Annotated in this window: 21 protein-coding genes and 1 riboswitch; of the genes, 12 read left to right on the forward strand and 9 right to left on the reverse strand. The window is 72.8% G+C overall.

The window, feature by feature from the left end; translation table 11 throughout:
- Positions 1-147 precede the first annotated feature (147 nt).
- From bioD to bioB, 3 genes are read right to left on the reverse strand one after another with little or no spacing between them, the layout of a single operon-like run.
- Complete coding sequence (gene bioD / locus ACFXKG_RS17365; protein ID WP_384838994.1) at positions 148-873, reverse strand: dethiobiotin synthase; 726 nt, start codon at positions 871-873, stop codon at positions 148-150.
- A gap of 6 nt (positions 874-879) precedes the next feature.
- Positions 880-2,211, reverse strand: a complete 1,332-nt coding sequence (locus ACFXKG_RS17370; RefSeq protein WP_384838997.1) for an adenosylmethionine--8-amino-7-oxononanoate transaminase — start codon at positions 2,209-2,211, stop codon at positions 880-882.
- Positions 2,204-3,445, reverse strand: a complete 1,242-nt coding sequence (gene bioB, locus ACFXKG_RS17375) for a biotin synthase BioB (protein WP_384839000.1) — start codon at positions 3,443-3,445, stop codon at positions 2,204-2,206. Before bioB ends, ACFXKG_RS17370 begins: the two co-directional genes overlap by 8 nt.
- Before the next feature lie 143 nt (positions 3,446-3,588).
- On the opposite strand from bioB, the gene ACFXKG_RS17380 reads away from it, so the two are divergent.
- Complete coding sequence (locus tag ACFXKG_RS17380) at positions 3,589-4,794, forward strand: 8-amino-7-oxononanoate synthase (protein WP_384839003.1); 1,206 nt, start codon at positions 3,589-3,591, stop codon at positions 4,792-4,794.
- On the opposite strand, the gene ACFXKG_RS17385 is transcribed toward ACFXKG_RS17380, so the two are convergent.
- Both ACFXKG_RS17385 and ACFXKG_RS17390 read right to left on the reverse strand, forming a co-directional pair.
- Complete coding sequence (locus tag ACFXKG_RS17385) at positions 4,791-5,045, reverse strand: DUF397 domain-containing protein (RefSeq protein WP_384839006.1); 255 nt, start codon at positions 5,043-5,045, stop codon at positions 4,791-4,793. The genes ACFXKG_RS17380 and ACFXKG_RS17385 overlap by 4 nt on opposite strands.
- Before the next feature lie 8 nt (positions 5,046-5,053).
- Positions 5,054-5,908: a helix-turn-helix domain-containing protein gene (locus ACFXKG_RS17390; RefSeq protein ID WP_384839009.1), complete on the reverse strand. Its 855-nt coding sequence runs from the start codon at positions 5,906-5,908 to the stop codon at positions 5,054-5,056.
- Positions 5,909-6,164: 256 nt separating this feature from the next.
- Here ACFXKG_RS17390 and ACFXKG_RS17395 point away from each other — a divergent pair, with 256 nt between their 5' ends.
- Positions 6,165-6,611: an ATP-binding protein gene (locus ACFXKG_RS17395; RefSeq protein ID WP_384839012.1), complete on the forward strand. Its 447-nt coding sequence runs from the start codon at positions 6,165-6,167 to the stop codon at positions 6,609-6,611.
- 59 nt (positions 6,612-6,670) lie between these two features.
- Here ACFXKG_RS17395 and ACFXKG_RS17400 read toward each other — a convergent pair whose 3' ends face one another.
- The 3 genes from ACFXKG_RS17400 to ACFXKG_RS17410 form a co-directional block, all read right to left on the reverse strand.
- On the reverse strand, positions 6,671-7,144 hold the full coding sequence (locus ACFXKG_RS17400) for a C40 family peptidase (RefSeq protein ID WP_384839015.1): 474 nt from the start codon (positions 7,142-7,144) through the stop codon (positions 6,671-6,673).
- A 3-nt stretch (positions 7,145-7,147) separates the two neighbouring features.
- Positions 7,148-7,344: riboswitch (cyclic di-AMP (ydaO/yuaA leader) on the reverse strand.
- Positions 7,345-7,649: 305 nt separating this feature from the next.
- Positions 7,650-7,958, reverse strand: coding sequence for a hypothetical protein (locus tag ACFXKG_RS17405; RefSeq protein WP_384839018.1), 309 nt, complete (start codon positions 7,956-7,958; stop codon positions 7,650-7,652).
- Positions 7,959-7,964: 6 nt separating this feature from the next.
- Complete coding sequence (locus ACFXKG_RS17410) at positions 7,965-8,591, reverse strand: ATP-dependent Clp protease proteolytic subunit (protein ID WP_384839021.1); 627 nt, start codon at positions 8,589-8,591, stop codon at positions 7,965-7,967.
- A 129-nt stretch (positions 8,592-8,720) separates the two neighbouring features.
- Between ACFXKG_RS17410 and ACFXKG_RS17415 the strand changes: the two genes are divergently transcribed.
- From ACFXKG_RS17415 to ACFXKG_RS17450, 8 genes are all read left to right on the forward strand, one after another.
- On the forward strand, positions 8,721-9,032 hold the full coding sequence (locus ACFXKG_RS17415) for a type II toxin-antitoxin system Phd/YefM family antitoxin (protein ID WP_384839024.1): 312 nt from the start codon (positions 8,721-8,723) through the stop codon (positions 9,030-9,032).
- A gap of 215 nt (positions 9,033-9,247) precedes the next feature.
- Positions 9,248-9,550 (forward strand): urease subunit gamma, encoded by a 303-nt coding sequence (locus ACFXKG_RS17420; protein ID WP_384839027.1) that lies wholly within the window; start codon positions 9,248-9,250, stop codon positions 9,548-9,550.
- Positions 9,551-9,563: 13 nt separating this feature from the next.
- A complete protein-coding gene (locus tag ACFXKG_RS17425) occupies positions 9,564-9,875 on the forward strand; it encodes an urease subunit beta (protein ID WP_382894644.1) in 312 nt (103 codons plus the stop codon).
- Positions 9,868-11,589: an urease subunit alpha gene (locus ACFXKG_RS17430; protein ID WP_384839031.1), complete on the forward strand. Its 1,722-nt coding sequence runs from the start codon at positions 9,868-9,870 to the stop codon at positions 11,587-11,589. Before ACFXKG_RS17425 ends, ACFXKG_RS17430 begins: the two co-directional genes overlap by 8 nt.
- Before the next feature lie 28 nt (positions 11,590-11,617).
- Positions 11,618-12,292, forward strand: coding sequence for an urease accessory protein UreF (locus ACFXKG_RS17435; RefSeq protein ID WP_384839034.1), 675 nt, complete (start codon positions 11,618-11,620; stop codon positions 12,290-12,292).
- 124 nt (positions 12,293-12,416) lie between these two features.
- A complete protein-coding gene (ureG, locus tag ACFXKG_RS17440; protein WP_384839037.1) occupies positions 12,417-13,097 on the forward strand; it encodes an urease accessory protein UreG in 681 nt (226 codons plus the stop codon).
- On the forward strand, positions 13,094-13,903 hold the full coding sequence (locus tag ACFXKG_RS17445; protein WP_384839040.1) for an urease accessory protein UreD: 810 nt from the start codon (positions 13,094-13,096) through the stop codon (positions 13,901-13,903). The genes ureG and ACFXKG_RS17445 overlap by 4 nt, the downstream gene beginning before the upstream one ends.
- Positions 13,904-14,111: 208 nt before the next feature.
- Positions 14,112-15,623: an alpha/beta hydrolase gene (locus ACFXKG_RS17450; RefSeq protein ID WP_384839296.1), complete on the forward strand. Its 1,512-nt coding sequence runs from the start codon at positions 14,112-14,114 to the stop codon at positions 15,621-15,623.
- A gap of 75 nt (positions 15,624-15,698) precedes the next feature.
- Here ACFXKG_RS17450 and ACFXKG_RS17455 read toward each other — a convergent pair whose 3' ends face one another.
- Positions 15,699-16,415: a lysophospholipid acyltransferase family protein gene (locus tag ACFXKG_RS17455; protein ID WP_384839043.1), complete on the reverse strand. Its 717-nt coding sequence runs from the start codon at positions 16,413-16,415 to the stop codon at positions 15,699-15,701.
- A gap of 194 nt (positions 16,416-16,609) precedes the next feature.
- On the opposite strand from ACFXKG_RS17455, the gene ACFXKG_RS17460 reads away from it, so the two are divergent.
- Both ACFXKG_RS17460 and ACFXKG_RS17465 read left to right on the forward strand, forming a co-directional pair.
- Positions 16,610-20,716 carry a Pls/PosA family non-ribosomal peptide synthetase gene (locus ACFXKG_RS17460; RefSeq protein WP_384839047.1) on the forward strand — a complete coding sequence of 1,369 codons (4,107 nt, stop codon included), beginning with the start codon at positions 16,610-16,612 and terminating at the stop codon, positions 20,714-20,716.
- Between the two features lie 7 nt (positions 20,717-20,723).
- A complete protein-coding gene (locus ACFXKG_RS17465) occupies positions 20,724-21,419 on the forward strand; it encodes a hypothetical protein (protein ID WP_384839050.1) in 696 nt (231 codons plus the stop codon).
- Positions 21,420-21,446 lie beyond the last annotated feature (27 nt).

The raw sequence follows: 21,446 nt of genomic DNA on the forward strand, positions 1-21,446 counted from the left end.
AACCGGGCGCCCGGATTCGCTACCCACCCGTGACGGGAACGACCCCCCAGGGCGCCCTGGACACAGGTACGGACCCCTCCCACCGGCTCCGGCGTCCAGGCCGTGTCGAGAAGTAGCGCCGGCCAGGCGGGACTTCTCCGGTACGGCCTACCCGGGCTCCGGCGCGAAGGTCCTCGCGAACGCGGCCCCGTCCCACCCGCCGTCCAGCTCCGGCGCCAGCCAACTCGCCGCCCGCGTACGGAACTCCGCCGGGTCCAGCGCCCCCGCACCCGCCGGCAGGGCGCCCAGCAGCGGCGCGCCCGCCATGTCGGGCAGGTCCGCCAGATTGCAGCGCGCCGCCAGCCCCGGCGCGGCCGGCCAGCTTCCGATCACCACACCCAGCGGTGTCAGCGACCGGGCCCGCAGCGCCTCCGCCGTGAGCGCGGTCGCGTTGAGCGTGCCGAGTCCGGCCTCCGCCACCACCAGGACCGGGGCCCCCAGCAGCCGGGCGGCGTCCGCGAGCGTGGCGCCCGCCGCGTCGAACCGTACGAGCAGCCCGCCCGAGCCCTCGACCAGCACCAGATCGTGCTCGGCGGCCAGCTTCTCGGCCGCCACGGCGATCTCGTCGGGGCGTACCGGCTGCGCGCCGGCCCGCAGTGCCGCCGTCGCGGGCGCCAACGGCTCGGGGAACCGGCCCAGTTCGGCCGCGGTCACCGGGCCGGCGAGCCGGACGGCCTCCGCCGCGTCCCCCGGCTCGTCCGGGGCAAGTCCGGTCTGTGCGGGTTTGAGCACCGCGACGGTGCGGCCCCTGGCCAGCGCCGCCGCGGCCACGGCGGCCGTCACGACGGTCTTGCCGATCTCCGTCCCGGTCCCGGTCACGATCATGATGGGCATGCCCGGTCAGTCCTTCCGCCGTGCGGCCGCCGCGTCCGCGGCGACCGCGACCACCGCGCGGCAGATCCGGGCGATGTCCTCATCACCCGTCACATACGGCGGCATGGTGTACACCAGATCGCGGAACGGCCGCAGCCAGACGCCCTCGCGCACCGCCGCGCGGGTCGCCGCGGCCAGGTCCACCTCGTGGTCGAGCTGGACGACCCCGATCGCGCCCAGCACCCGTACGTCCCGTACCCCCGGCAGCTCCGCGGCCTCCGCCAGCCCCTGGCGCAGTCCCGCCTCGACGCGCCCGACCTCGCGCGCCCAGTCCTGGCCGAGCAGCAGGTCGATCGAGGCGTTGGCGACGGCCGCCGCCAGCGGATTGCCCATGAAGGTCGGCCCGTGCGCCAGCACCGGGACCTCGCCGCGGGCGATGCCCTCGGCCACCCGCTCGGTGCACAGCGTCGCGGCCATCGTCAGATAGCCGCCGGTCAACGCCTTGCCGACACACATCACATCGGGGGACACGCCGCCTTGCTCCGCGGCGAAGAGGGTCCCCGTACGGCCGAAGCCGGTGGCGATCTCGTCCAGGACGAACAGCACGTCGTGCGCGTCGCACGCCTCCCGCAGGACCCGCAGATAGGCGGGGGAGTGGAAGCGCATCCCGCCCGCGCCCTGGACCACCGGCTCGACGATCACGGCGGCGAGTTCGTCCGCGTGACGGGCGACGAGCGCGCGCAGCCCGTCGGCGTACGTCTCGTCGTACGCGGCCGGCGGCGCGTCCGCGAAGATCTGCCGGGGCAGCACCCCCGACCACAGCCCGTGCATTCCGCCGTCGGGGTCGCACACCGACATCGGCTGCCAGGTGTCGCCGTGGTAGCCGCCGCGCCAGGTCAGCAGCCGCCGCTTGGCCGGGCGGCCGGCCGAACGCCAGTACTGGAGGCACATCTTGACGGCGACCTCGACCGAGACGGAGCCCGAGTCCGCGAGGAAGACATGGCGCAGCGGCTCGGGCGTGATCTCGACCAGCCGGGCCGCGAGCCGGACGGCGGGCTCGTGGGTGAGCCCGCCGAACATCACATGGCTCATCCGGTCGAGCTGGCCGCGCGCCGCCTCGTTGAGCACGGGGTGGTTGTAGCCGTGGATCGCCGACCACCAGGACGACATGCCGTCGACCAGCTCACGCCGGCCGTACGCGGCCTCGGCGAGCCGGAGCCGCACCCCGGAGGCGGACTCCACGACCAGGGGATCCGTCCGGCCCGGCATCGGCCCGTACGGGTGCCAGACATGGGCGCGGTCCAGGGCGAGCAGCGTGCCGGCGGTGAGCGGTCCGGCGGGGGAGGACACCTCAGGCATTGGGCGCCAGGTCCGTGCCGGCGCCCCTGCGCCGTACGGAGACCAGGTCCGTACGGAGTCCCGGCGGAGCCTGCTCCGGGCCCCCGGCGGCCGGTGCCGTCTGCGCGGCCTTCGCGGGCTTCTCGGCCTCCGTGGCCTTCACGGGTTTCCCGGCCTGCGCGGGCTCGACGGATCCGCCGCAGGTGCCGCCGCTGCCGCCGTCACCGCAGGGTGCGCAGCCGCCGGTTCCGGTACGGTGCTCCGGCAGCGTGGTCGCCCCGGCGCCCTCCACCTCGAAGCCCGCGTCGGCGATCATGTCCAGGTCCGCCTGGCCCGCCTGGCCCTCACTGGTGAGGTAGTCGCCCAGGAAGATGGAGTTGACCAGGTGCAGGGCGAGCGGCTGCAGCGTCCGCAGATGCACCTCGCGCCCGCCCGCGAGCCGGACCTCCACGTCCGGGCAGACGAACCGGGCCAGCGCCAGGATCCGCAGACAGCGCTGCGGGGTGAGGTGCCACTCCCGCTCCAGCGGGGTCCCTTCCATCGGGATCAGGAAGTTGACCGGCACCGAGTCAGGGTCGAGCGCGCGCAGCGAGAAAAGGACGTCGACCAGGTCCTCGTCGCTCTCGCCCATGCCGGCGATCAGACCGGAGCAGGCGGAGAGACCGGCGGCCTGCGCCCGCTCCACGGTGTCCACCCGGTCGGCGTAGGTGTGGGTGGTGGTGATGTCGCCGTACGTCGCCTCGGACGTGTTGAGGTTGTGGTTGTACGCGTCGGCGCCCGCCGCCCGCAGCCGCTCACCCTGCCCGGCGGAGAGCAGCCCGAGGCAGGCGCACACCTCGACGTCCCCGTTCTGGTCCTTGATCGCCTCGATACTCCGCGAGACCCGGTCGATGTCCCGGTCCGTCGGCCCCCGGCCGCTGGCGACCAGACAGACCCGCTTGGCGCCGCCCGCCACCCCGGCGGCGGCGACCTTGGTCACCTCGTCCGGTTTCAGCCAGGTGTACTTGAGGATCTCCGCCTTGGACCCGAGCCGCTGGGAACAGTAGGAGCAGTCCTCCGGGCACAGGCCGGACTTCAGGTTGATCAGATAGTTCAGCTTCACCCGCCGCCCGAACCATTGACGGCGCACCTTGCCGGCCGCCGCGACCACGTCGAGCAGCTCGTCGTCGGAGGTCGCCAGCACGGCGAGTGCTTCTTCGCGGGTCGGCAGCTCGCGCCGCAGGCCCTTCTCCACCAGCGTGTTCAGCAGATCCATGGTGCCGATCCTGGCGCACGGGGCGCGTCCTGGCCACGGAGGAACCCCACAACACCGCCTGATCGAGGTGTGTGCATAGCCACACTAACAATGGGTTCGACGACGGTTAGGGTCTGTGAGCTGCCTACAAAAGGACGGGACCGATGGAGCAGGATCCTCTCGACCGGACCGGCCTCCCGCAGCCGGCCGATCCCTTCGACTGGACCGACGGCGAGGCGCGGCGCCGCGAGCGGGCCGGGCTGGTCCGGGCGCTCCGGCCGCGCCCGGCCGACTCGCCCCTGCTGGACCTGGCGAGCAACGACTACCTCGGGCTGGCCCGGCACCCCGCCGTGACCGGCGCCGCCGTGGCGGCAGCCCGCCGCTGGGGCGCGGGCGCCACGGGGTCCCGGCTGGTCACCGGCAGCACCGAACTCCACGCCGAACTCGAACGGGAGCTGGCCGGCTTCTGCGGTTTCGAGGCCGCGCTGGTCTTCTCGTCCGGGTACGCGGCCAACCTCGCCGCGCTCACCGCGCTCACCTCCCGTGACGGACTGCTCGTCTCCGACGCCGGCAACCACGCCTCGATCGTGGACGGCTGCCGGCTCTCCCGCGCCGAGACCGTCGTCGTACCGCACGCGGCCCCCGAGGCCGTCGCCAAGGCACTCGACGCTCACCCGGGGCGGCGCGCGCTGGTGGTGAGCGACGCGGTCTTCTCGGTGGACGGTGACGCCGCGCCGCTCGCCGGGCTGGCGGCGGTCTGCCACGGCCGGGGCGCGGCCCTGCTCGTCGACGACGCGCACGGGCTGGGCGTGCTCGGCACGGGCGGCCGGGGCGCCCTCGACGCGGCGGGGCTCGCGGGGGCCCCCGGGGTGGTGGCCACGCTCACCCTCTCCAAGTCCCTGGGCAGCCAGGGCGGCGCCGTCCTCGGCCCGGCCAGGGTGATCGACCATCTCGTCAACGCCGCGCGGACGTTCATCTTCGACACGGGACTGGCGCCCGCGGCCGCGGGCGCCGCCCTGGAGGGTCTGCGGCTGCTGCGTCGGGAGCCCGAACGCGCCGAGCGGGCCAGGGAGGTCGCCCGTACGCTGCACCGGCTGCTGACCGGGGCGGGGCTGACGGCCGGGCGCCCCGACGCCGCCGTGGTCTCCGTACAGGCGCCGTCGCCCGAGGCGGCCGTGGACTGGGCGGCCGGGTGCCGGGCGGCGGGGCTGGCCGTGGGCTGCTTCCGCCCGCCCTCGGTCCCGGACGGCATCTCCCGGATCAGGCTGACCGCCCGCGCCGACCTGACGGAGGAACAGATCGGCGCGGCGGTACGGACGATCGTCGCCCTCGCGCCCGGGACCGCGTCACCGCGCCCGGACGCGCGCTAGCGGACTTCGCCCTGCGATCCGGTCCGCCGTCCGTCCAGCGCGCGGACGAAGGACGTCCACGCGCCGGGCGAGAAGGCCAGCTGGGGCAGGGCGAGGTTCTTGGAGTCCCGTACGGCCAGCGCGCCCGCGTCGTTCCGGGCGCACTCCACGCAGTTGTTGGCGCCGACGCTGTGACTGCTGCGCCGCCAGCTCCGCGGGGGTGAAAGGGGTACGGGATGTGGGGTGGGGGGCTGTGCGAGGCAAGCGGACATGATGCTCCCTACGCGCCGTCACTGATCCCGGCGATGAGATCCGATGAATCCTCTGTCGAGAGGGCGTGCGCCCGCATCGCGTCGAAGGCGACGCGGTACGCCTCAAGGTCCTCTTTCCGCTCCAGATAGAGGCTATTCGTTAAATGGTCGAGAATGACTAAATCCAGATCGGTAATGTTCGGAAAAGAGAAGATGACGAAAGGCCCCGTCAACCCGGCATAGCCGCCGGCGGTGAACGGCAGCACCTGGAGACAAATCTGCGGAAGCCGGGCGAGCCGGGTGAGCCGCCGCAGCTGATCGCGCATCACCCCGGGGCCGCCCACCTCTCTCCGTAACACCGCCTCGTCGACCACGGCGTGCAGCCGCAGCGGACTCTCGTCGCGCGTCAGCACCTCCTGGCGGGTGAGCCGCACATCGACCAGGGAGTCCACCGTCCCGTCCGGCTTCCCCGTCAGCGCCGCCCTGGTCACGGCGCGGGCGTAGGACGAGGTCTGGAGCAGCCCGGGCACCACGGAGGTCTCCAGCGTGTGCGCGGTGCTCGCCTGGGACTCCAGGGCGATGAAGTCCCGGTACGTGGGTGGGATGACCGAGCTGTACGCCGTCCACCACCCCGTGCCGTCCGCCGTGCCCGCGAGGGCCCGCAGCAGCGAGCGCAGCCGCTGGTCCTCGATGCCCAGCGCGTCGAGGAGCGCCGCCAGATCCCCGTCCCGCACCCCGCTGACGCCGGTTTCGATCCTGCTCACTTTCGACTGGTGCCAGCCGAGCAGCCGCGCCGTCTGACCACTGGTGAGCCCCGCGCTACGGCGCAGCCTGCGCAATTCCTCGCCGAGCCGCTGCCGACGTACCACCGGAATATGCCGCATGGCCGAATCCCCTCTCCGCGTTCTTCTCCGTCACGCCGAACGGCGTCAAGGCGGAGAAGTTATCTTTCCGGCGCCCAAATACGGTCTCGCGTTGCAGAGTTCACCGCTTTGAGCGACAGATATATGCAGATCTCGGTGGATCGGAGGTGCGGATGGTGCGATCAGTGGCAGGCTGTCGCGCAGCACGGTCCGAGGCCGTCCGCGCAGTCATCAGCTGTGCCGGAGTCCGGTCCGGCGGGAAAGGGACAGCGTCGCCATGGCCGACCACCAGGAAGCATCCATCACCCTGCCGAGCGAGCCCGCCTCGGTGCCCACCGCCCGACGGTATGTGGCGGACCTCCTGACCGACTGGGGGCTGCCGGGTGAGGCGGCCACGGCGGACACGGTCCGGCTGATCGTCTCGGAGCTGGTGACCAACGCCGTGCAGCACACCTTCGGCCGGTCGCCCACGTTCACCGTGGAGGTACGGCTCGACCGCGAGGAACGGCTGCGCATCGGGGTGACCGACAGTCATCCGCGCTGGCCCCAGCGGCTGCCCGCGGCCGTGCAGCAGGACAACGGCCGCGGGATGGTCATCATCCGCTCGCTGACGGCCGAGGCCGGTGGGCGGCTGTCGGTCACCCCGACCGAGGAGGGCGGCAAGACGGTCTGGATCGCCCTGCCCTGGACGGTCCCGCTGTCGCCGGCCGCACCCGCTTCGTAGCGCCCCCGCCGAGGCGTGCCTCCGCGGCGCCGCGGGCGCGGAGCGGCCAGCGACCATGCTCACCTCACCCGGCCGTACAGGACGCTCCTGGACCAGATCCTCTCCAGCCGGACCAGCGAGCCTGTCTTCGGCGAGTGCCAGATCCTTCCGTTGCCCGCGTAGATCCCGACGTGGTACACGTACCGCCCGGAATGGAAGAACACCAGGTCGCCCTTGCGCCGCGAGGAGGACGAGATGTGCCGGGTCTGGTTGTACTGCGCCTGAGCCGTGCGGGCGAGCTGCTTGCCGGCTTTCTTGAACGAATAGAGCGTCAGCCCCGAGCAGTCGAAGCGGTGCGGCCCCGTGGCGCCGTACATGTACGGGGACCCCTTCTTCGACTCCGCGATCTTCAGAGCCCTGACACTGAGCGTGGCGGCCTCGGCTTCTGACGCCGCGCCAGGTGCCAGCATCGTGCCGGCGACCGTGGCGAGCGTGAGGGCCGATACGGCCCCCGCCCGGGACAGCAGAGACGGGACATGTGTCTGCGCGGTCATGCGCAACCCTTCGTCAGCCGCCTGTGAAGGATGACCTGTCGGGTTCGGGCTGGCGAAGTTGCCCGGCCGCGTGAACGGCTTCACCCCGAGGAACGACCACGACGGGCGTCGTCCCGTACTGCCTGGGTCCTCCACTCCTGCCGATCCACTCCTGTCGACCCGTCATCCGGAACGGCGGCAGGACTCGGCGTCCGCCCGGACCGCCTCGCCAGGGCTGGCGGGGGCTTGTCGTCCCAGGGATCTTGACCCAGAAACCTCTCGAATTCCCTGCTGAAACGACGATATGTGAAGTTAGTCACCCTTGGCCCATGTGGGTGGCGACGGGTGATTCCGTCGCCGGGTCGCGCGCGGCGATGAGGGCTGTACCTGCGGCGTAACGATCACGTGCGCCGACGCCCCGGCCGGATCGCGCAACTCGCCTCGCCGATTCCGTCCGGTCAGTTCATACGCCGAATGTGCGAGTTCTTCTCGTATGGACGCGGCCATACGGGAACGGCGCGCACCCTCAAGTCGGCTGTTCGGGCGGGAGGGTGACCCGACCGGTCCGCCGCTCCCCGTCGAGCGTCCGCAACGCCCTCGCCAGCGTGGTCGCGTACAGCTCCCGCTCGCCCCGCTGGTGCATGACCGTCAGGGCGTCCCGCAGTCCGGTCACTTGGGCGGGCAGGGCCTGCGCGGCGCGCAGCGCGGCGTAGGTGTCCGTGCCGCGCGCGGGGTTGATCCGGCCCAACAGGTCCACGATCCGCAGATAGTGGTCGACGACCTCGCACTCGGCCCGGGTGAGGGCGGGCAGCGGCGGCAGTTCGGGTGGCAGCACCGGCCCTCACCGCCCGCCGGTGGAGGTCGTGCGGTTCTGGACGACGTGGTCGATCAGCCCGTACGACCGGGCCCCGGGCGCGTCGAGGATCGTGTCCCGGTCGATGTCGGCGGCGATCCGTTCCGTACTCCGGCCGGTGTGGCGCGCCAGTGTCCCGGTGACCAGGCTCCGCAGCCGCAGCAACTCCTCCGCGTGGATCAGCAGATCGGAGGGCTGCCCGTGCAGCGGCTCCTCGACGGCGGGCTGCTGGAGGACGATCCGGGCGCCGGGCAGCGCCATCCGCTTGCCGGGAGCCCCGGCCGCCACGAGTACGGCGGCGGTCGAGGCGGCCTGGCCGAGACAGACCGTCTCCACGTCGCAGGTGATGATCTGCATCGTGTCGTAGATCGCCGACATGGCGCTGATCGGACCGCCCGGCGAGTTGACGTAGAGGCTGATGTCCCGGTCGGGGGCGGCGTACTCGAGGTGGATGAGCTGCGCGATCACATCGTTCGCGGCGGTGTCGTCGACGGCGGTCCCCAGGAAGACGATCCGGTCCTCCAGGAGCCGGGAGTACGGATCGAGGGTGCGGCTTCCGTAACTCGTCCGCTCGGTGAACTCGGGCAGGACGTAGCGGGCCGAAGGGCGCTGCATGGCGTACCTCTCCTCAGGGGCGGGTAGCGGGGTCCGCGCGGGCTTCTCCGCACGGGCTTCTCCGCACGGTGAACCCGCACGACTCTCTGTAAAAAATGTACAGGATGTACAGGCCGTTAGAATGGGAGCATGACCTATGAGATTCCGGTGACGCAAGCCCGGGCAGAGCTCGCCGATCTGATCAACCGCGTCGTCTACGGCGGCGAGCGCGTGGTCGTGACCCGTCACGGGAAGCCGCTGGTCGCGCTCGTCTCCGCCGCCGACCTGGAGCGGCTGGAGAGTGGGCCGGAGGAGACGGAGGAGCGGGTGATCAGCTCGGTCTCGTCGGTCCGCCCCCTCTCCTCCGCTCCGGGCGACCGGGGCCGGTTCGGCATCGCCGCCGAGCACCGCCCCGACCGCCGCCCGGAAGGAGGCGGGCGGCCTCCGGGGGCCGGCCGGTGAGTCCGGACGGGGCGCGGCGCGCGCGGTGCGCCGTATACGGTTCGGCGCGCCCAGGGGCTTTTCCGGCCGCGAGTTAACGCGCCCGAAAAACTTCCGTCCTACGGTGCGATGCCAGGGGTGGGGAGCATCCCGATCGTCGTTCAACAAAGTGTTGATGTTGGCTAGGATCGCGCTGCGCCCGGCTCTCCCCGGGCCCCGGACGATGAGGTGGAAGCGTGCAACTGACCCCGCACGAGCAGGAGCGCCTGCTCATCCATGTGGCGGCGGACGTCGCCGGCAAGCGCCGCGCGCGCGGACTGCGGCTGAACCACCCCGAGGCGGTCGCCCTGATCACCTCGCACATCCTCGAAGGCGCCAGGGACGGCCGTACCGTCGCCGAACTGATGGCGTCGGGGCGTCAGGTCCTCGGCCGCGGCGACGTCATGGAGGGCATCCCCGAGATGATCCACGACGTCCAGGTGGAGGCCACGTTCCCCGACGGAACCAAGCTCGTCACCGTCCATGACCCGATCGTCTGACGGGGGAGCGCCGATGATCCCCGGGGAGATCCTGTACGCCGACGAGCCCGTGGCCCTCAACGAGGGGCGCGAGGTCACCCGGCTCACCGTCGTCAACACCGCCGACCGGCCCGTCCAGGTCGGCTCCCACTACCACTTCGCCGAGGCCAATCCCGGCCTGGAGTTCGACCGGGCCGCCGCCCGGGGCAAGCGGCTGCACATCGCCGCGGGCACCGCAGTCCGCTTCGAACCCGGCATCCCCGTCGCCGTCGCACTCGTCCCCCTCGCCGGTCTGCGCGTCGTGCCGGGACTGCGCGGGGAGACCGGAGGTCCCCTCGATGACTGAGCTGTCCCGCGCCAGGTACGCCGACCTCTTCGGCCCCACCACCGGCGACCGGATCCGGCTCGCCGACACCGATCTGCTCGTCGAGATCGAGGAGGACCGCTGCGGCGGACCCGGACGCGCCGGGGACGAGGCGGTGTTCGGCGGCGGCAAGGTGATCCGCGAGTCGATGGGCCAGGCCCGTACGACCCGGGCGGAGGGCGCGCCCGACACCGTGATCACCGGCGCCGTCGTCATCGACCACTGGGGCGTCGTCAAGGCCGACATCGGCATCCGGGACGGCCTGATCACCGGCATCGGGAAGGCCGGCAACCCCGACACCATGGACGGGGTCCACCCCGACCTGGTCATCGGCCCCGAGACCGAGATCATCGCGGGCAACGGGCGGATCGTCACCGCCGGGGCGATCGACGCGCACGTCCACTTCATCTCACCGACCGTGGTGGACCAGGCGCTCTCGTCCGGAATCACCACCCTCGTCGGCGGCGGCACGGGACCCGCCGAGGGAACCAAGGCCACCACCGTCACCCCGGGCGCCTGGCACCTTGCCCGGATGTTCGAGGCGCTGGAGACCTTCCCCGTCAACATCGGCTTGCTCGGCAAGGGCAACACGATGTCCCGCGCGGCGATGCGCGCCCAACTGCGCGGCGGAGCGCTCGGGTTCAAGATCCATGAGGACTGGGGCGCCACCCCCGCCGTCATCGACGCCTGCCTCGGCGTCTGCGAGGAGAGCGGCGCCCAGCTCGCCATCCACACCGACACCCTCAACGAGGCGGGCTTCGTCGGCGACACCCTCGCCGCCATCGCCGGACGCACCATCCACGCGTACCACACCGAGGGCGCGGGCGGCGGGCACGCGCCCGACATCATCACCGTCGTCTCCGAGCCGCACGTCCTGCCCAGCTCCACCAACCCGACCCGGCCGCACACCGTCAACACCATCGAGGAACACCTCGACATGCTGATGGTCTGCCACCACCTCAACCCGGCCGTGCCCGAGGACCTCGCCTTCGCCGAGTCCCGGATCCGGCCCTCCACCATCGCGGCCGAGGACATCCTCCACGACCTCGGGGCCATCTCGATCATCTCCTCAGACTCCCAGGCCATGGGGCGCGTGGGGGAGGTCGTCCTGCGGACATGGCAGACCGCCCACGTGATGAAGAAGCGCCGCGGCGCCCTGCCCGGCGACGGCCGCGCCGACAATCACCGGGTCCGCCGCTACGTCGCCAAGTACACCATCAACCCGGCGGTCGCGCAGGGCCTCGACGGGCGCGTCGGCTCCGTCGAGACCGGAAAGCTCGCCGACCTGGTGCTCTGGGACCCGGCGTTCTTCGGGGTGAAGCCGCAGCTCGTCATCAAGGGCGGCCAGATCGCGTACGCGCAGATGGGCGACGCCAACGCCTCCATCCCCACCCCGCAACCGGTGCTGCCCCGCCCGATGTTCGGGGCCCTGGGACGGGCCGCGGCGGCCACCTCCGTCAACTTCGTCGCGGAGGCGGCGATCGAGGACGGGCTGCCCGAACGCCTCGGCCTGGCCAAGGAGTTCGCGCCGATCCGCAGCACCCGGCGGATCACCAAGGCCGACATGCGGGAGAACGACGCGCTGCCACGCGTGGAGGTCGACGCCGACACGTTCACGGTACGCATCGACGGCGAGCCGGTCGAACCCGCGCCCGCCGCCGAACTCCCGCTGGCCCAGCGTTACTTCCTCTTCTGATGGGCGCCCTGATGCCGTGGAGCGCACGATGAGCCGGGCCGCCCTGCTCGTCCTCGCCGACGGCCGGTTCCCCGCCGGCGGCCACGCCCACTCCGGCGGCGCGGAACCGGCCGTCAAGGCGGGCCGGATCCGCGACGCCGGGGACCTGGCCGACTTCTGCCGGGGACGGCTCACCACCACCGGGCTCACCGCGGCGGCGCTCGCCGCCGCGGCGGCCCGGGGCCTGGACCCCCTGGAACTGGACGAGGCCGCCGACGCCCGTACGCCCGCACCCGCCCTGCGCGCCGCCGCCCGCAGACTCGGCCGCCAGCTCATGCGCGCCGCCCGCGCCACCTGGCCGAGCCCGGAACTGGACGCGCTCGCCGCCGCCCGCCCGCGCGGCGCGCACCAGCCCGTCGTGCTCGGCCTGACCGCGCGCTCGGCCGGCCTCACCCCCGTGGACGCGGCGCACTGCGCGGCGTACGAGAGCGTCAGCGGCCCCACCACCGCGGTGGTACGGCTGCTCGGGCTCGACCCCTTCGAGGCCACCGCCGTCCTCGCCCGGCTCGCGCCCGCCCTCGACGACATCGCCGAACAGGCCGCGGCTCACGCGGAACGGGCCGCGGCCGAGGGAACCGGCGCGCTGCCCGCCGCCTCCGGGCCGCTGCTCGACGTCATGGCGCAGGCGCACGCGGCCTGGCCGGTCCGGCTGTTCGCCTCATGAGCCACGAGCCGCGAGCCATGACCCGTGACCCGTGACCCGTGACCCGCGAGCCATGAGCCGTGACCCGTGAGCCCGTGACCCGCCCACCCCGAACTCCCGCCCCCTCACCCACCGGAGCCGCACCATGCACCTCGACCACGGCGACACCGACCGGGCGGCGGCCGTCTCCGCCGACGCCGTACGCCCCGACGGACGGCGCCGCGCCCTGCGCATCGGCCTCGGCGGGCCCGTCGGCTCCGGCAAGACGGCGACCGTCGCCGCGCTCTGCCGCACCCTGCGCGACCGGCTCTCCCTCGCCGTCGTCACCAACGACATCTACACCCGCGAGGACGCCGAGTTCCTCCTGCGCCACGCCGTCCTGCCGCCCGAGCGCATCCAGGCCGTCGAGACCGGCGCCTGCCCGCACACCGCGATCCGCGACGACATCTCCGCCAACCTCGAAGCCGTCGAGGAGCTGGAGGACACCGTGGGGCCGCTCGACCTGATCCTGATCGAATCCGGCGGCGACAACCTCACCGCCACCTTCTCCAAGGGGCTCGTGGACGCCCAGATCTTCGTCATCGACGTGGCGGGCGGCGACGACATCCCGCGCAAGGGCGGCCCCGGCGTCACCACCGCCGACCTCCTGGTCGTCAACAAGACCGACCTCGCCCCGTACGTCGGCTCCGACCTCGGCAGGATGGCCCGCGACGCCAAGGAACAGCGCGGCGAACTCCCCGTCGCCTTCACCTCGTTGAAGAGCGAGGACGGCGTCGGGCCCGTCACCGGCTGGGTGCTCGGCCGGCTCGCCGACTGGACCGCATGAGCGTCCGCGCCACCGCCAGGATCGTCGCCACCCGCGCCGGACTGCCCGTACTCACCGGCGAGGGGCCGCTCGCGCCGCGCCGTACCCGCGCCACCGGCCCCGGCAGCCGCGTCACCGTCGTCGGCGCCATGAGCGGCCCCCTCGGCGGCGACCGGCTCACCGTCGAGGCCGAGGTGCGGGACGGCGCCACCCTGACCGTCGACAGCGCCGCCGCGACCGTCGCCCTGCCCGGCGCCGTGCCCGGACCCGCCCACTACGACGTGCGGCTGACCGTCGGGGACGGGGCGGAGCTGCGCTGGCTGCCCGAGCAGCTCATCTCTGCGTACGGCAGCGAGCTGCGCATGCGGACCCGGGTCGAACTGGCCCCCACCGCCGTGCTGGTGCTCCGCGAGGAGCAGGTACTCGGCCGCCACGGCGAGGACCCCGGCACCCTCTTCAGCCGGCTCACGGTACGGCGCGCGGGCCGGGCGCTCCTCGACCAGGAACTCGCCTGCGGCCCCGGCGCACCGGCCGGCTGGGACGGCCCCGCGATCCTGGCCGGCCACCGGGCGGTCGGCCAACTCCTCGTCGTGGCACCCGGGTTCGCGGAACATCCGGTACCACCGAAGCTGCTGGGCGACACCGCCGTACGCACCCCGCTCGCCGGTCCCGGCGCCCTCGTCACCGCCCTCGCACCGGACGCGCTGCTGCTGCGCCGGCTCCTCGACGAGGCGCTGGACGAGTTGCTCGACGGCCTGCCCGGCGGCCCCGGAGCCGGACCGCCCGGCGGCCTGCCGCACGACACCGCAGCTACCGTGTACCGCTGAGCGGAACTCCACTCACCGGTTATTGGTTGGGTAAAGAAATCCCCGTCCGGCCTGTTCTCGGCAAGCTCACAGGCGAAAGGATCCGGGGAGCTCGCACGTAACAGCGCCGCGCTGGCGGCGCGACAAGAGGGGGAGGTACCACGTGAGACGCACCGCAGCGCTCGGCTCGGCAGGCACACTGCTGGCCGGCACGCTCATAGCGGGCGCCATGGCGGCTCCGGCGGCGACCGCCGACGGCCGGAACCAGAGCGACCCGGCGGCCAAGGGCGTGCAGATCGCCGCCGAGCGGGCCGCTAAGAAAGGCATCGACTGGCAGGACTGCCCGGCCGACTGGGCGCTGGAGAAGCCCATCCGGTGCGGCTACGTCAGCGTCCCGCTCGACTACGCCCACCCCGGCGGCCGGCAGATCAGGATCGCCGTCGACCGGATCGGCTCCACCGGCACCCCGAGCGAACGCCAGGGCGCCCTGATCTACAACCCCGGAGGCCCCGGCGGCTCCGGTCTGGCCTTCCCGCGCCGCGTCGTCACCAAGAACGCCATCTGGGCCGACGCCGCCAAGGCGTACGACTTCGTCGGCTTCGACCCGCGCGGTGTGGGCCGCTCGACGCCCATCTCCTGCGTCGACCCGCAGGAGTTCGTCAAGGCGCCCAAGGCCGACCCCGTCCCGGACAGCGAGGCCGACAAGCGCGCCCAGCGCAAGCTGGCGGCCGAGTACGCGGACGGCTGCAAGGAGCGCAGCGGCTGGATGCTGCCGCACATGACGACCCCCAACACCGCACGCGACCTGGATGTCGTCCGGGCCGCTCTGGGCGAGAAGAAGCTCAACTACCTGGGCGTCTCCTACGGTACGTACCTCGGCGCGGTCTACGGGACGCTCTTCCCGACGCATGTGCGCCGCATGGTCGTCGACAGTGTGGTCAACCCGTCGAAGGAGAAGATCTGGTACCAGGCCAACCTGGACCAGGACGTCGCCTTCGAGACCCGCTTCACGGACTGGCTGGACTGGGTCGCCGCGAACGACGCGACCTTCCACATCGGTGACACCACGGCCAAGGTGCGGAAGCAGTGGGACACGCTGCGCGCCGCCGCCAAGAAGAGCCCGCTGGGCGGTGTGGTCGGACCCGCCGAGCTGCTCGGTGTGTTCCAGAGCGCCCCGTACTACGACTCCTCGTGGGTGCCCACCGCCACCCTCTGGAGCGAGTACGTCGCCGGGAACCCGCAGCCGCTCATCGACGCCGGCTCGCCCGACCTCTCCGACACCGTGGGCAACGCCAAGTCGGAGAACGGCAACGCGGTCTACACCGCCGTCGAGTGCACCGACGCCAAGTGGCCCACGAGCTGGCGCAAGTGGGACCGGGACACCACCCGGCTCCACCGCGACCACCCGTTCCTCACCTGGTCCAACACCTGGATGAACCTGCCGTGCGCCACCTGGGGCGTCAAGCAGCGGACTCCGGTCGAGGTGAAGACCGGCAAGGGGCTGCCGCCGGTGCTGATCACCCAGTCCACCCGGGACGCCGCCACCCCGTACGGGGGCGCCGTCGAACTGCACAAGCGGTTCAAGGGCTCGCGTCTGATCACCGAGCGCGACGCCGGATCGCACGGCATCACCAACCTGGTGAACCCGTGCATCAACGACCGGGTGAAGTCCTACCTCCTGACGGGCGCGCTGGACCGCGCGGACGTGACGTGCGCCCCGCACGCCACACCCAAGCCGTAGGGCGTACGCGGTGAAGGGGGCGGCCGGTCGGGACCGGCTGCCCCCTTCCCGTACCCACCGCGCCGACCGGCGCTCTCAGCGACGCGGCCGCCGGAACGTTCTGACCGGCGCGGCCTTCGCCTGCTCCGCCTTCACCTCGGCGGCGTACCGGTCCACGTACTCCTGCCCGGACAGCCCGAGGATCGCGTACATGATCTCGTCCGTGACCGCGCGCACCGCCGCCTTCTGGTTCTCCAGCCCGGCGTAGCGCGAGAAGTCGAGGGGCTCGCCGAACCTGATCGTGACCTGCTTGATCCTCGGCAGGACCTGCCCGGGCGGCTGGATCTCGAAGGTCCCGACCATGGCGCACGGCACCACCGGCACCCCCGCCCTGATCGCCATCACCGCGACCCCGACCTTGCCCTTGTAGAGCCGGCCGTCGTGCGAGCGGGTCCCCTCCGGGTAGATGCCCAGCAGCTCGTCCCCGGCCAGCACCCCCAGCCCCTCCCTGATGGCCGCCTGCCCCGCCTCCTTGCCCGAGCGGTCCACCGGGATCTGCCCCGCGCTGCGGAAGAAGAAGGCCGTCAGCCGTCCCTTGACCCCGGGGCCCGTGAAGTACTCCGCCTTGGCGAGAAAGGTGATGCGCCGTTTGATGATCGCGGGCATCAGGAAGTGGTCGGAGAACGAGAGATGGTTGCCGGCGACGATCGCCGCGCCCTCGGCCGGGATGTGCTCCAGCCCCTCGATCCTGGGCCGGAACAGCAGCCGCAGCAGCGGTCCGAGCAGCACGTATTTCAGGACGTAGTAGAACAAGGAGAGCGCTCCTCACTGGCCCGACCGGCCACAGGACGGCGTTGTCCCAGGTCAACGGGGATTCCGGAGGACGCCAGTGTAGGCAGCGCGGAGGGCGGCCGGAAGGCGGGACAAGGGTCCGTCAGCCGTTCCGCCATCCGCTCTCGGCTGTGTCCCTGCCGCTCCGTCAGGGAACCGGGACATAGCGTATGACCGTGCCCGAGCGTGTGAACGGACAGCCTCCCGGCGGGGCCGGTGAGCGGCTCCATCTCTTCTTCGAATCCGCGTGTGACCGTACCCCGTCGGCGACGGCGGTCGAGTGCGGCCCTGAGGAGCTGACCTACGCCCAGCTCGACGCCCGGGCCAATCGGCTCGCCCGCCATCTGCGAGCCCGCGGCGCCGGCGCCGGATCCCGGGTCGCGATCCTGCTGCCGCGGTCGGTGGAGACGTACGTCGCGCTGCTCGGGGTGGCGAAGACGGGCGCCGCGTTCGTACCGATCGACCCGATGTCCCCGCCCGACCGTGTCGCGTACATCGTGCGGGACGCCGGTGCCGCCCTGGTGCTCAGCCACTCGTCGCTCGCGCCGGTCCTGGGCGGACTTCCGTGCGGGGTGATCGAACTCGACACGTGCGGAGCCGAACTCGCCGCCCTTCCCGACACCCGCCAGAACCATGCCGCGACGGCCGACCACGACCCCGTCGCCTACATCATGTACACCTCCGGTTCGACCGGCCGGCCCAAGGGCGTGGAGATCACCCAGTCGAGCATCTGTAACTTCCTCGGCATCGTGCCCGGGGTGTACGAGGTCCGGCCGCACGACCGGGTGTACCAGGGAATGACCATCTCCTTCGACTTCTCCATCGAGGAGATCTGGCCGACCTGGTCGGTCGGGGCGGTCCTGGTCGCGGGCTCGGACGACTCCGGCCGGCTCGACTCCGAACTCGCCGACTTCCTGGAGGACCGCGGGATCACCGTCCTCTACTGCGTACCGACCCTGCTGAAGACGATCCCCCGGGACCTGCCGCGGATCCGCGCCCTCATCATCGGCGGCGAAGTCTGCCCCGAGCAGCTCGTCGTGCGGTGGAGCCGGCCGGGACGCCGGATCCTCAACACGTACGGCCCGACCGAGACCACCGTCACCGCGACCTGGACGGAGCTGCTGCCGGGGCGGCCCGTCACCATCGGCAGGCCGCTGCCGACCTACTCGGTGCTGATCCTCGACGGCGAGCGCCGACCCGTACCCGACGGAGCCGTCGGCGAGATCTGCATCGGCGGCCCCGGGGTCGCCCGCGGCTACACCGGACGGCCCGAGCTGACCGCGGACCGGTTCATCGAACATCCGCTGGCCCCCGCGGGCAGCAGGCTCTACCGCACCGGCGACCTCGGCAGGACGGCCCCGGACGGGGCGATCGAGTTCCTGGGGCGCGCCGACTCCGAGGTGAAGATCCGGGGATACCGTGTCGACCTCGGCGAGATCGACAGCGTGCTGCTGGAGGACCCCGGCGTGGGCGAGGCCGTCACCACGCGGGCCCCCGCGCCGGACGGCGGAGCCGGGAACGGGGACGGCGCGCTGGCCGCCTACGTGACCCGCGCGCCGGGCCGCACGGAGGACGGGGACGACGACCTCGCCGCCCGGCTGTACGAGCGGGTACGCGGCAGACTCCCCGCCTACATGGTGCCGGCCTACCTGGACATCCTGGACGCCATCCCGGCCATGCCCAGCGGGAAGGCAGACCTCGAAAAACTGCCCGCCCCGTCCCGGCGGATGCTCGGCGCCGGACCCGTGGTGGCCGCCCACGGCACCACGGAGACACAGGTGCGGGACGTCTGGGCGGAGGTGCTCGGCATCGAGCCCGGAGCCCTGTCGGTCGAGGCGGACTTCTTCACCGACCTCGGAGGCCACTCCCTGCTCGCGGCCCGGGTCGTGTCGCTGCTGCGCGGCCGGTCCATCGGCACGAGCCCCACCATGCGTGATCTCTACGCGCACCCGACCGTCCGCCGCCTCGCCTCCCACCTGCGCGCCTCGGCCACCACCGCCCGGCTGACCGCACCGCCGCGCCCCCGGCCGATCCGCCACGGCGCGGGCCGGATCGCCGCCGCCGGAGGGGCCCAGGCCGGGGCGGCCTATCTGCTGCTGCTGGTGATGATGGCGCCGGTGGCCCTGGTGTACGGCCGGTACGGCGGCCGGATCCCGGACGGGGCGACGGCACTGCCGGTGGCCGCCGCGCTGGCCGGCTATCTGGTGGCCCGCTGGATCCTGCCCGTCGCCCTCGCCCGCCCGCTGGCCGCGGGCATCCGCCCCGGCCACCACCGGCTGTGGAGCGCGACGTACGTACGACTGTGGGTGCTGCACCTGCTGCTCCGGACAAGCGCCCTCCAGGTACTGAGCGGTTCGCCCCTGATGGCCGGGTACCTGCGGCTGCTCGGCGCCCGGGTCGGAGCGGGCACCACGGTCGCCACCCGGATGATCGAGCTGCCGGCCCTGCTCCGTATCGGCGACGGCGCGTCGGTCGGATACGGCGTCTCCCTGCGCCCGTGGCGGGTGGCGGAGGGCTGGGTGACGATCGCCCCCATCGAGATCGGCCCGGGCGCCTATGTCGGGTCCAACGCGGTGCTGGAACCGGGCGCGCGCGTGGGGGAGCGGGCCGGACTCGGCGAGCAGTCGGTGGTGGAACAGGGCGAGGCGGTGCCCGCCGGGGCACGCTGGGCGGGGTCGCCGCCGCGCCCCGTCGCCGCGCTGGCACCCGAGGTGGAGACCATGCTGCGCGCGGGAGACACCACGGCGGACTGGCGGCGGCGCCATGTCGCCGCCGCAATGATCGCTCTGGTGCTGCTCGAAGCCGCCGCGATCGTGATGGTGCTGCCCGGCCTCGCCCTCGTCTGGTGGGCGCTGCTGAGGTGGGGCTACACCGGGGTCCTCGTCGCCGTCGCGCTCTCCGGTCCGCTGTTCGTGGTCTCCGTCTGCGCCGTGGTCGCCGTGGGGAAGAGACTGGTCCTGCCCCGGGTGCCGGCCGGTGTCCATCCGGCGCGCGGCGCGCTCGGTGTCCGCAAGTGGGTGGCGGACAAGCTGCTGGAGAACAGCCTCATGTTCACCAACTCCCTCTACGCCACGCTCTACACGGTGCCGTGGCTGCGGCTGCTCGGCGCGCGGGTGGGCAGCGGCGCCGAGGTCGCCACCGCCACCCACCTCGACCCGGACCTGCTCACGCTCGGCGACGGCAGCTTCGTCGCGGACATGGCCGGTGTCGGCGCCGCCACCTTCGCGGCCGGACAGGTCGCCTTCGGCCCCACCGAGGTGGGCCGGCGCTCCTTCGTCGGCAACGCGGCGTTCGTACCGGCCGGGACGCGCATGGCGCCGGGCTCCCTGATCGGCGTGGGCACGGTCCCGCCGGCCGACGGTGTCGCCGAGGGCAGCTCGTGGCTGGGCTCGCCCGCGATGTATCTGCCGGTACGTCAGAGCAGCGGTTCCTACCCCGAGGAGCTGACGTACCGCCCGTCCCGCGGGGCGGTGGCGCGGCGGCTCGGCATCGAGTTCTTCCGCGCCACGATGCCCGCGTCCGTGCTCGGGCTGAGCGGCTCGCTCTTTCTGCTGGCGCTCGCCGCCGTGGCGGCCCGGGCACCCGGCGGCGCGGCCGTGCCCGTGCTGGTGGCGCCGGTCCTCGTGGCGGGCGCGGCGCTCGTGGTGATCGGCTACTGCGCGCTGGTCAAGCGGGTCGTCGTCGGGACGTACCGGCCGCGGGTCGAGCCGCTGTGGAGCTGGTACGTCAGGCGCACCGAGTTCGTCACCGGTCTCTACGAGAGCGCCGCGGTGCCGGCCGGTGTGGGCGCCCTGGTCGGCACCCCGTTCCTGCCGCTGGTGCTCCGCCGGTTCGGCGCCCGGATCGGCCGGCGCGCCTGGATCGGTACCACGTTCCTCACCGAGTTCGACCTGGTGGAGATCGGCGACGACGTCGCGATCGGCATGAACGTGTCGCTGCAGACCCACCTGTTCGAGGACCGGGTCATGAAAATGTCGACGGTCACCGTACGGGACGGCGCCAGCGTCGGTACGCGGTCGATCGTGCTCTACGACGCCGTGGTGGGCGAGCGGGTCTGGCTCGGCGCGCTGTCGCTGCTCATGAAGGGCGAACACCTCACGCCGGACACGAGTTGGCGCGGTATCCCCGCCCAGGGTGTCACCGGCCGGTTCACCGACGACCCGCCACCCGCCTCCCGCCGACCCCGGTTCCGCAAGCGCGGGGAGCGCCGAGGAGACGGAGAGCGCCGAGGGCAGGGGGAGCGGCGAGGGCGGCCGGGGCACGGACGGCGGCGAACGAGATGAGGTCGCAATGGCATCCTCCGCGGACCCCCGCCCTCCGGCGACGACCGGGCGGCGCCCGCCGGCCCTCGTCTACCGCGGTCCCGCGGCGCTGCCCGGCTGCCCGGAGGCCGTGGCGGCCCTGCTCGCCGCGGGCCCCTGGCGGATGGATGTCCGCTATGTCGGCCCGGACGAGGCGCTGCCCCTGACGGCGGCGTCGCTCGACGGTGCCCTGCTGTACGCCCAGCCCGGTGGCGGCGGGCTCGACGAGGCCTACCGGCACCTGGAGCGGCACCGGGAGGCGATGCGGGGCTACGTCCGGGGCGGCGGCCGGTATCTGGGCTTCTGCCTGGGCGGCTATCTCGCCGGATCGGGACCGGGGTTCGCGCTGCTGCCGGGCGACCCCGACCAGTACATCACCTCGCCGGACGCCACCGTCCACGACGAACGCGACACGATCGTCGAGGTGGCCTGGCGCGGCAGGCCCCGCTCCCTGTACTTCCAGGACGGGCCGTACTTCACGCGCGGCGACGCCCCGGGTGCCGACGTCCTGGCCACCTACCCGAACGGTACGGTCGCCGCGCTCACCGCCCGCTTCGGCGGCGGCCGCGTCGGTGTCGTCGGGCCGCATCCCGAGGCCACCGACGACTGGTTCACCGACGTCGGCCTCCCGGTCCTGCACACCCGTGACATGGGCGTCGACCTGGTGAACGCCGTACTGGCGTGAGCGCGTACGGGAGTCCGGGCCCGCCCG

This window comes from Streptomyces sp. NPDC059255, from assembly GCF_042752355.1.
Classification (GTDB): domain Bacteria; phylum Actinomycetota; class Actinomycetes; order Streptomycetales; family Streptomycetaceae; genus Streptomyces.

Bases quoted from the DNA above. Each gene is read 5' to 3' on its own strand.
- ACFXKG_RS17465 (WP_384839050.1), top strand. From the start codon at position 20,724: ATGGCATCCTCCGCGGACCCCCGCCCTCCGGCGACGACCGGGCGGCGC.
- bioD (WP_384838994.1), bottom strand. From the start codon at position 873: ATGCCCATCATGATCGTGACCGGGACCGGGACGGAGATCGGCAAGACC.
- bioB (WP_384839000.1), bottom strand. From the start codon at position 3,445: ATGGATCTGCTGAACACGCTGGTGGAGAAGGGCCTGCGGCGCGAGCTG.
- ACFXKG_RS17370 (WP_384838997.1), bottom strand. From the start codon at position 2,211: ATGCCTGAGGTGTCCTCCCCCGCCGGACCGCTCACCGCCGGCACGCTG.
- ACFXKG_RS17395 (WP_384839012.1), top strand. From the start codon at position 6,165: ATGGCCGACCACCAGGAAGCATCCATCACCCTGCCGAGCGAGCCCGCC.
- ACFXKG_RS17435 (WP_384839034.1), top strand. From the start codon at position 11,618: ATGAGCCGGGCCGCCCTGCTCGTCCTCGCCGACGGCCGGTTCCCCGCC.
- ACFXKG_RS17390 (WP_384839009.1), bottom strand. From the start codon at position 5,908: ATGCGGCATATTCCGGTGGTACGTCGGCAGCGGCTCGGCGAGGAATTG.
- ACFXKG_RS17380 (WP_384839003.1), top strand. From the start codon at position 3,589: ATGGAGCAGGATCCTCTCGACCGGACCGGCCTCCCGCAGCCGGCCGAT.
- ureG (WP_384839037.1), top strand. From the start codon at position 12,417: ATGCACCTCGACCACGGCGACACCGACCGGGCGGCGGCCGTCTCCGCC.
- ACFXKG_RS17450 (WP_384839296.1), top strand. From the start codon at position 14,112: ATGGCGGCTCCGGCGGCGACCGCCGACGGCCGGAACCAGAGCGACCCG.
- ACFXKG_RS17410 (WP_384839021.1), bottom strand. From the start codon at position 8,591: ATGCAGCGCCCTTCGGCCCGCTACGTCCTGCCCGAGTTCACCGAGCGG.
- ACFXKG_RS17415 (WP_384839024.1), top strand. From the start codon at position 8,721: ATGACCTATGAGATTCCGGTGACGCAAGCCCGGGCAGAGCTCGCCGAT.
- ACFXKG_RS17430 (WP_384839031.1), top strand. From the start codon at position 9,868: ATGACTGAGCTGTCCCGCGCCAGGTACGCCGACCTCTTCGGCCCCACC.
- ACFXKG_RS17425 (WP_382894644.1), top strand. From the start codon at position 9,564: ATGATCCCCGGGGAGATCCTGTACGCCGACGAGCCCGTGGCCCTCAAC.
- ACFXKG_RS17445 (WP_384839040.1), top strand. From the start codon at position 13,094: ATGAGCGTCCGCGCCACCGCCAGGATCGTCGCCACCCGCGCCGGACTG.
- ACFXKG_RS17385 (WP_384839006.1), bottom strand. From the start codon at position 5,045: ATGTCCGCTTGCCTCGCACAGCCCCCCACCCCACATCCCGTACCCCTT.
- ACFXKG_RS17400 (WP_384839015.1), bottom strand. From the start codon at position 7,144: ATGACCGCGCAGACACATGTCCCGTCTCTGCTGTCCCGGGCGGGGGCC.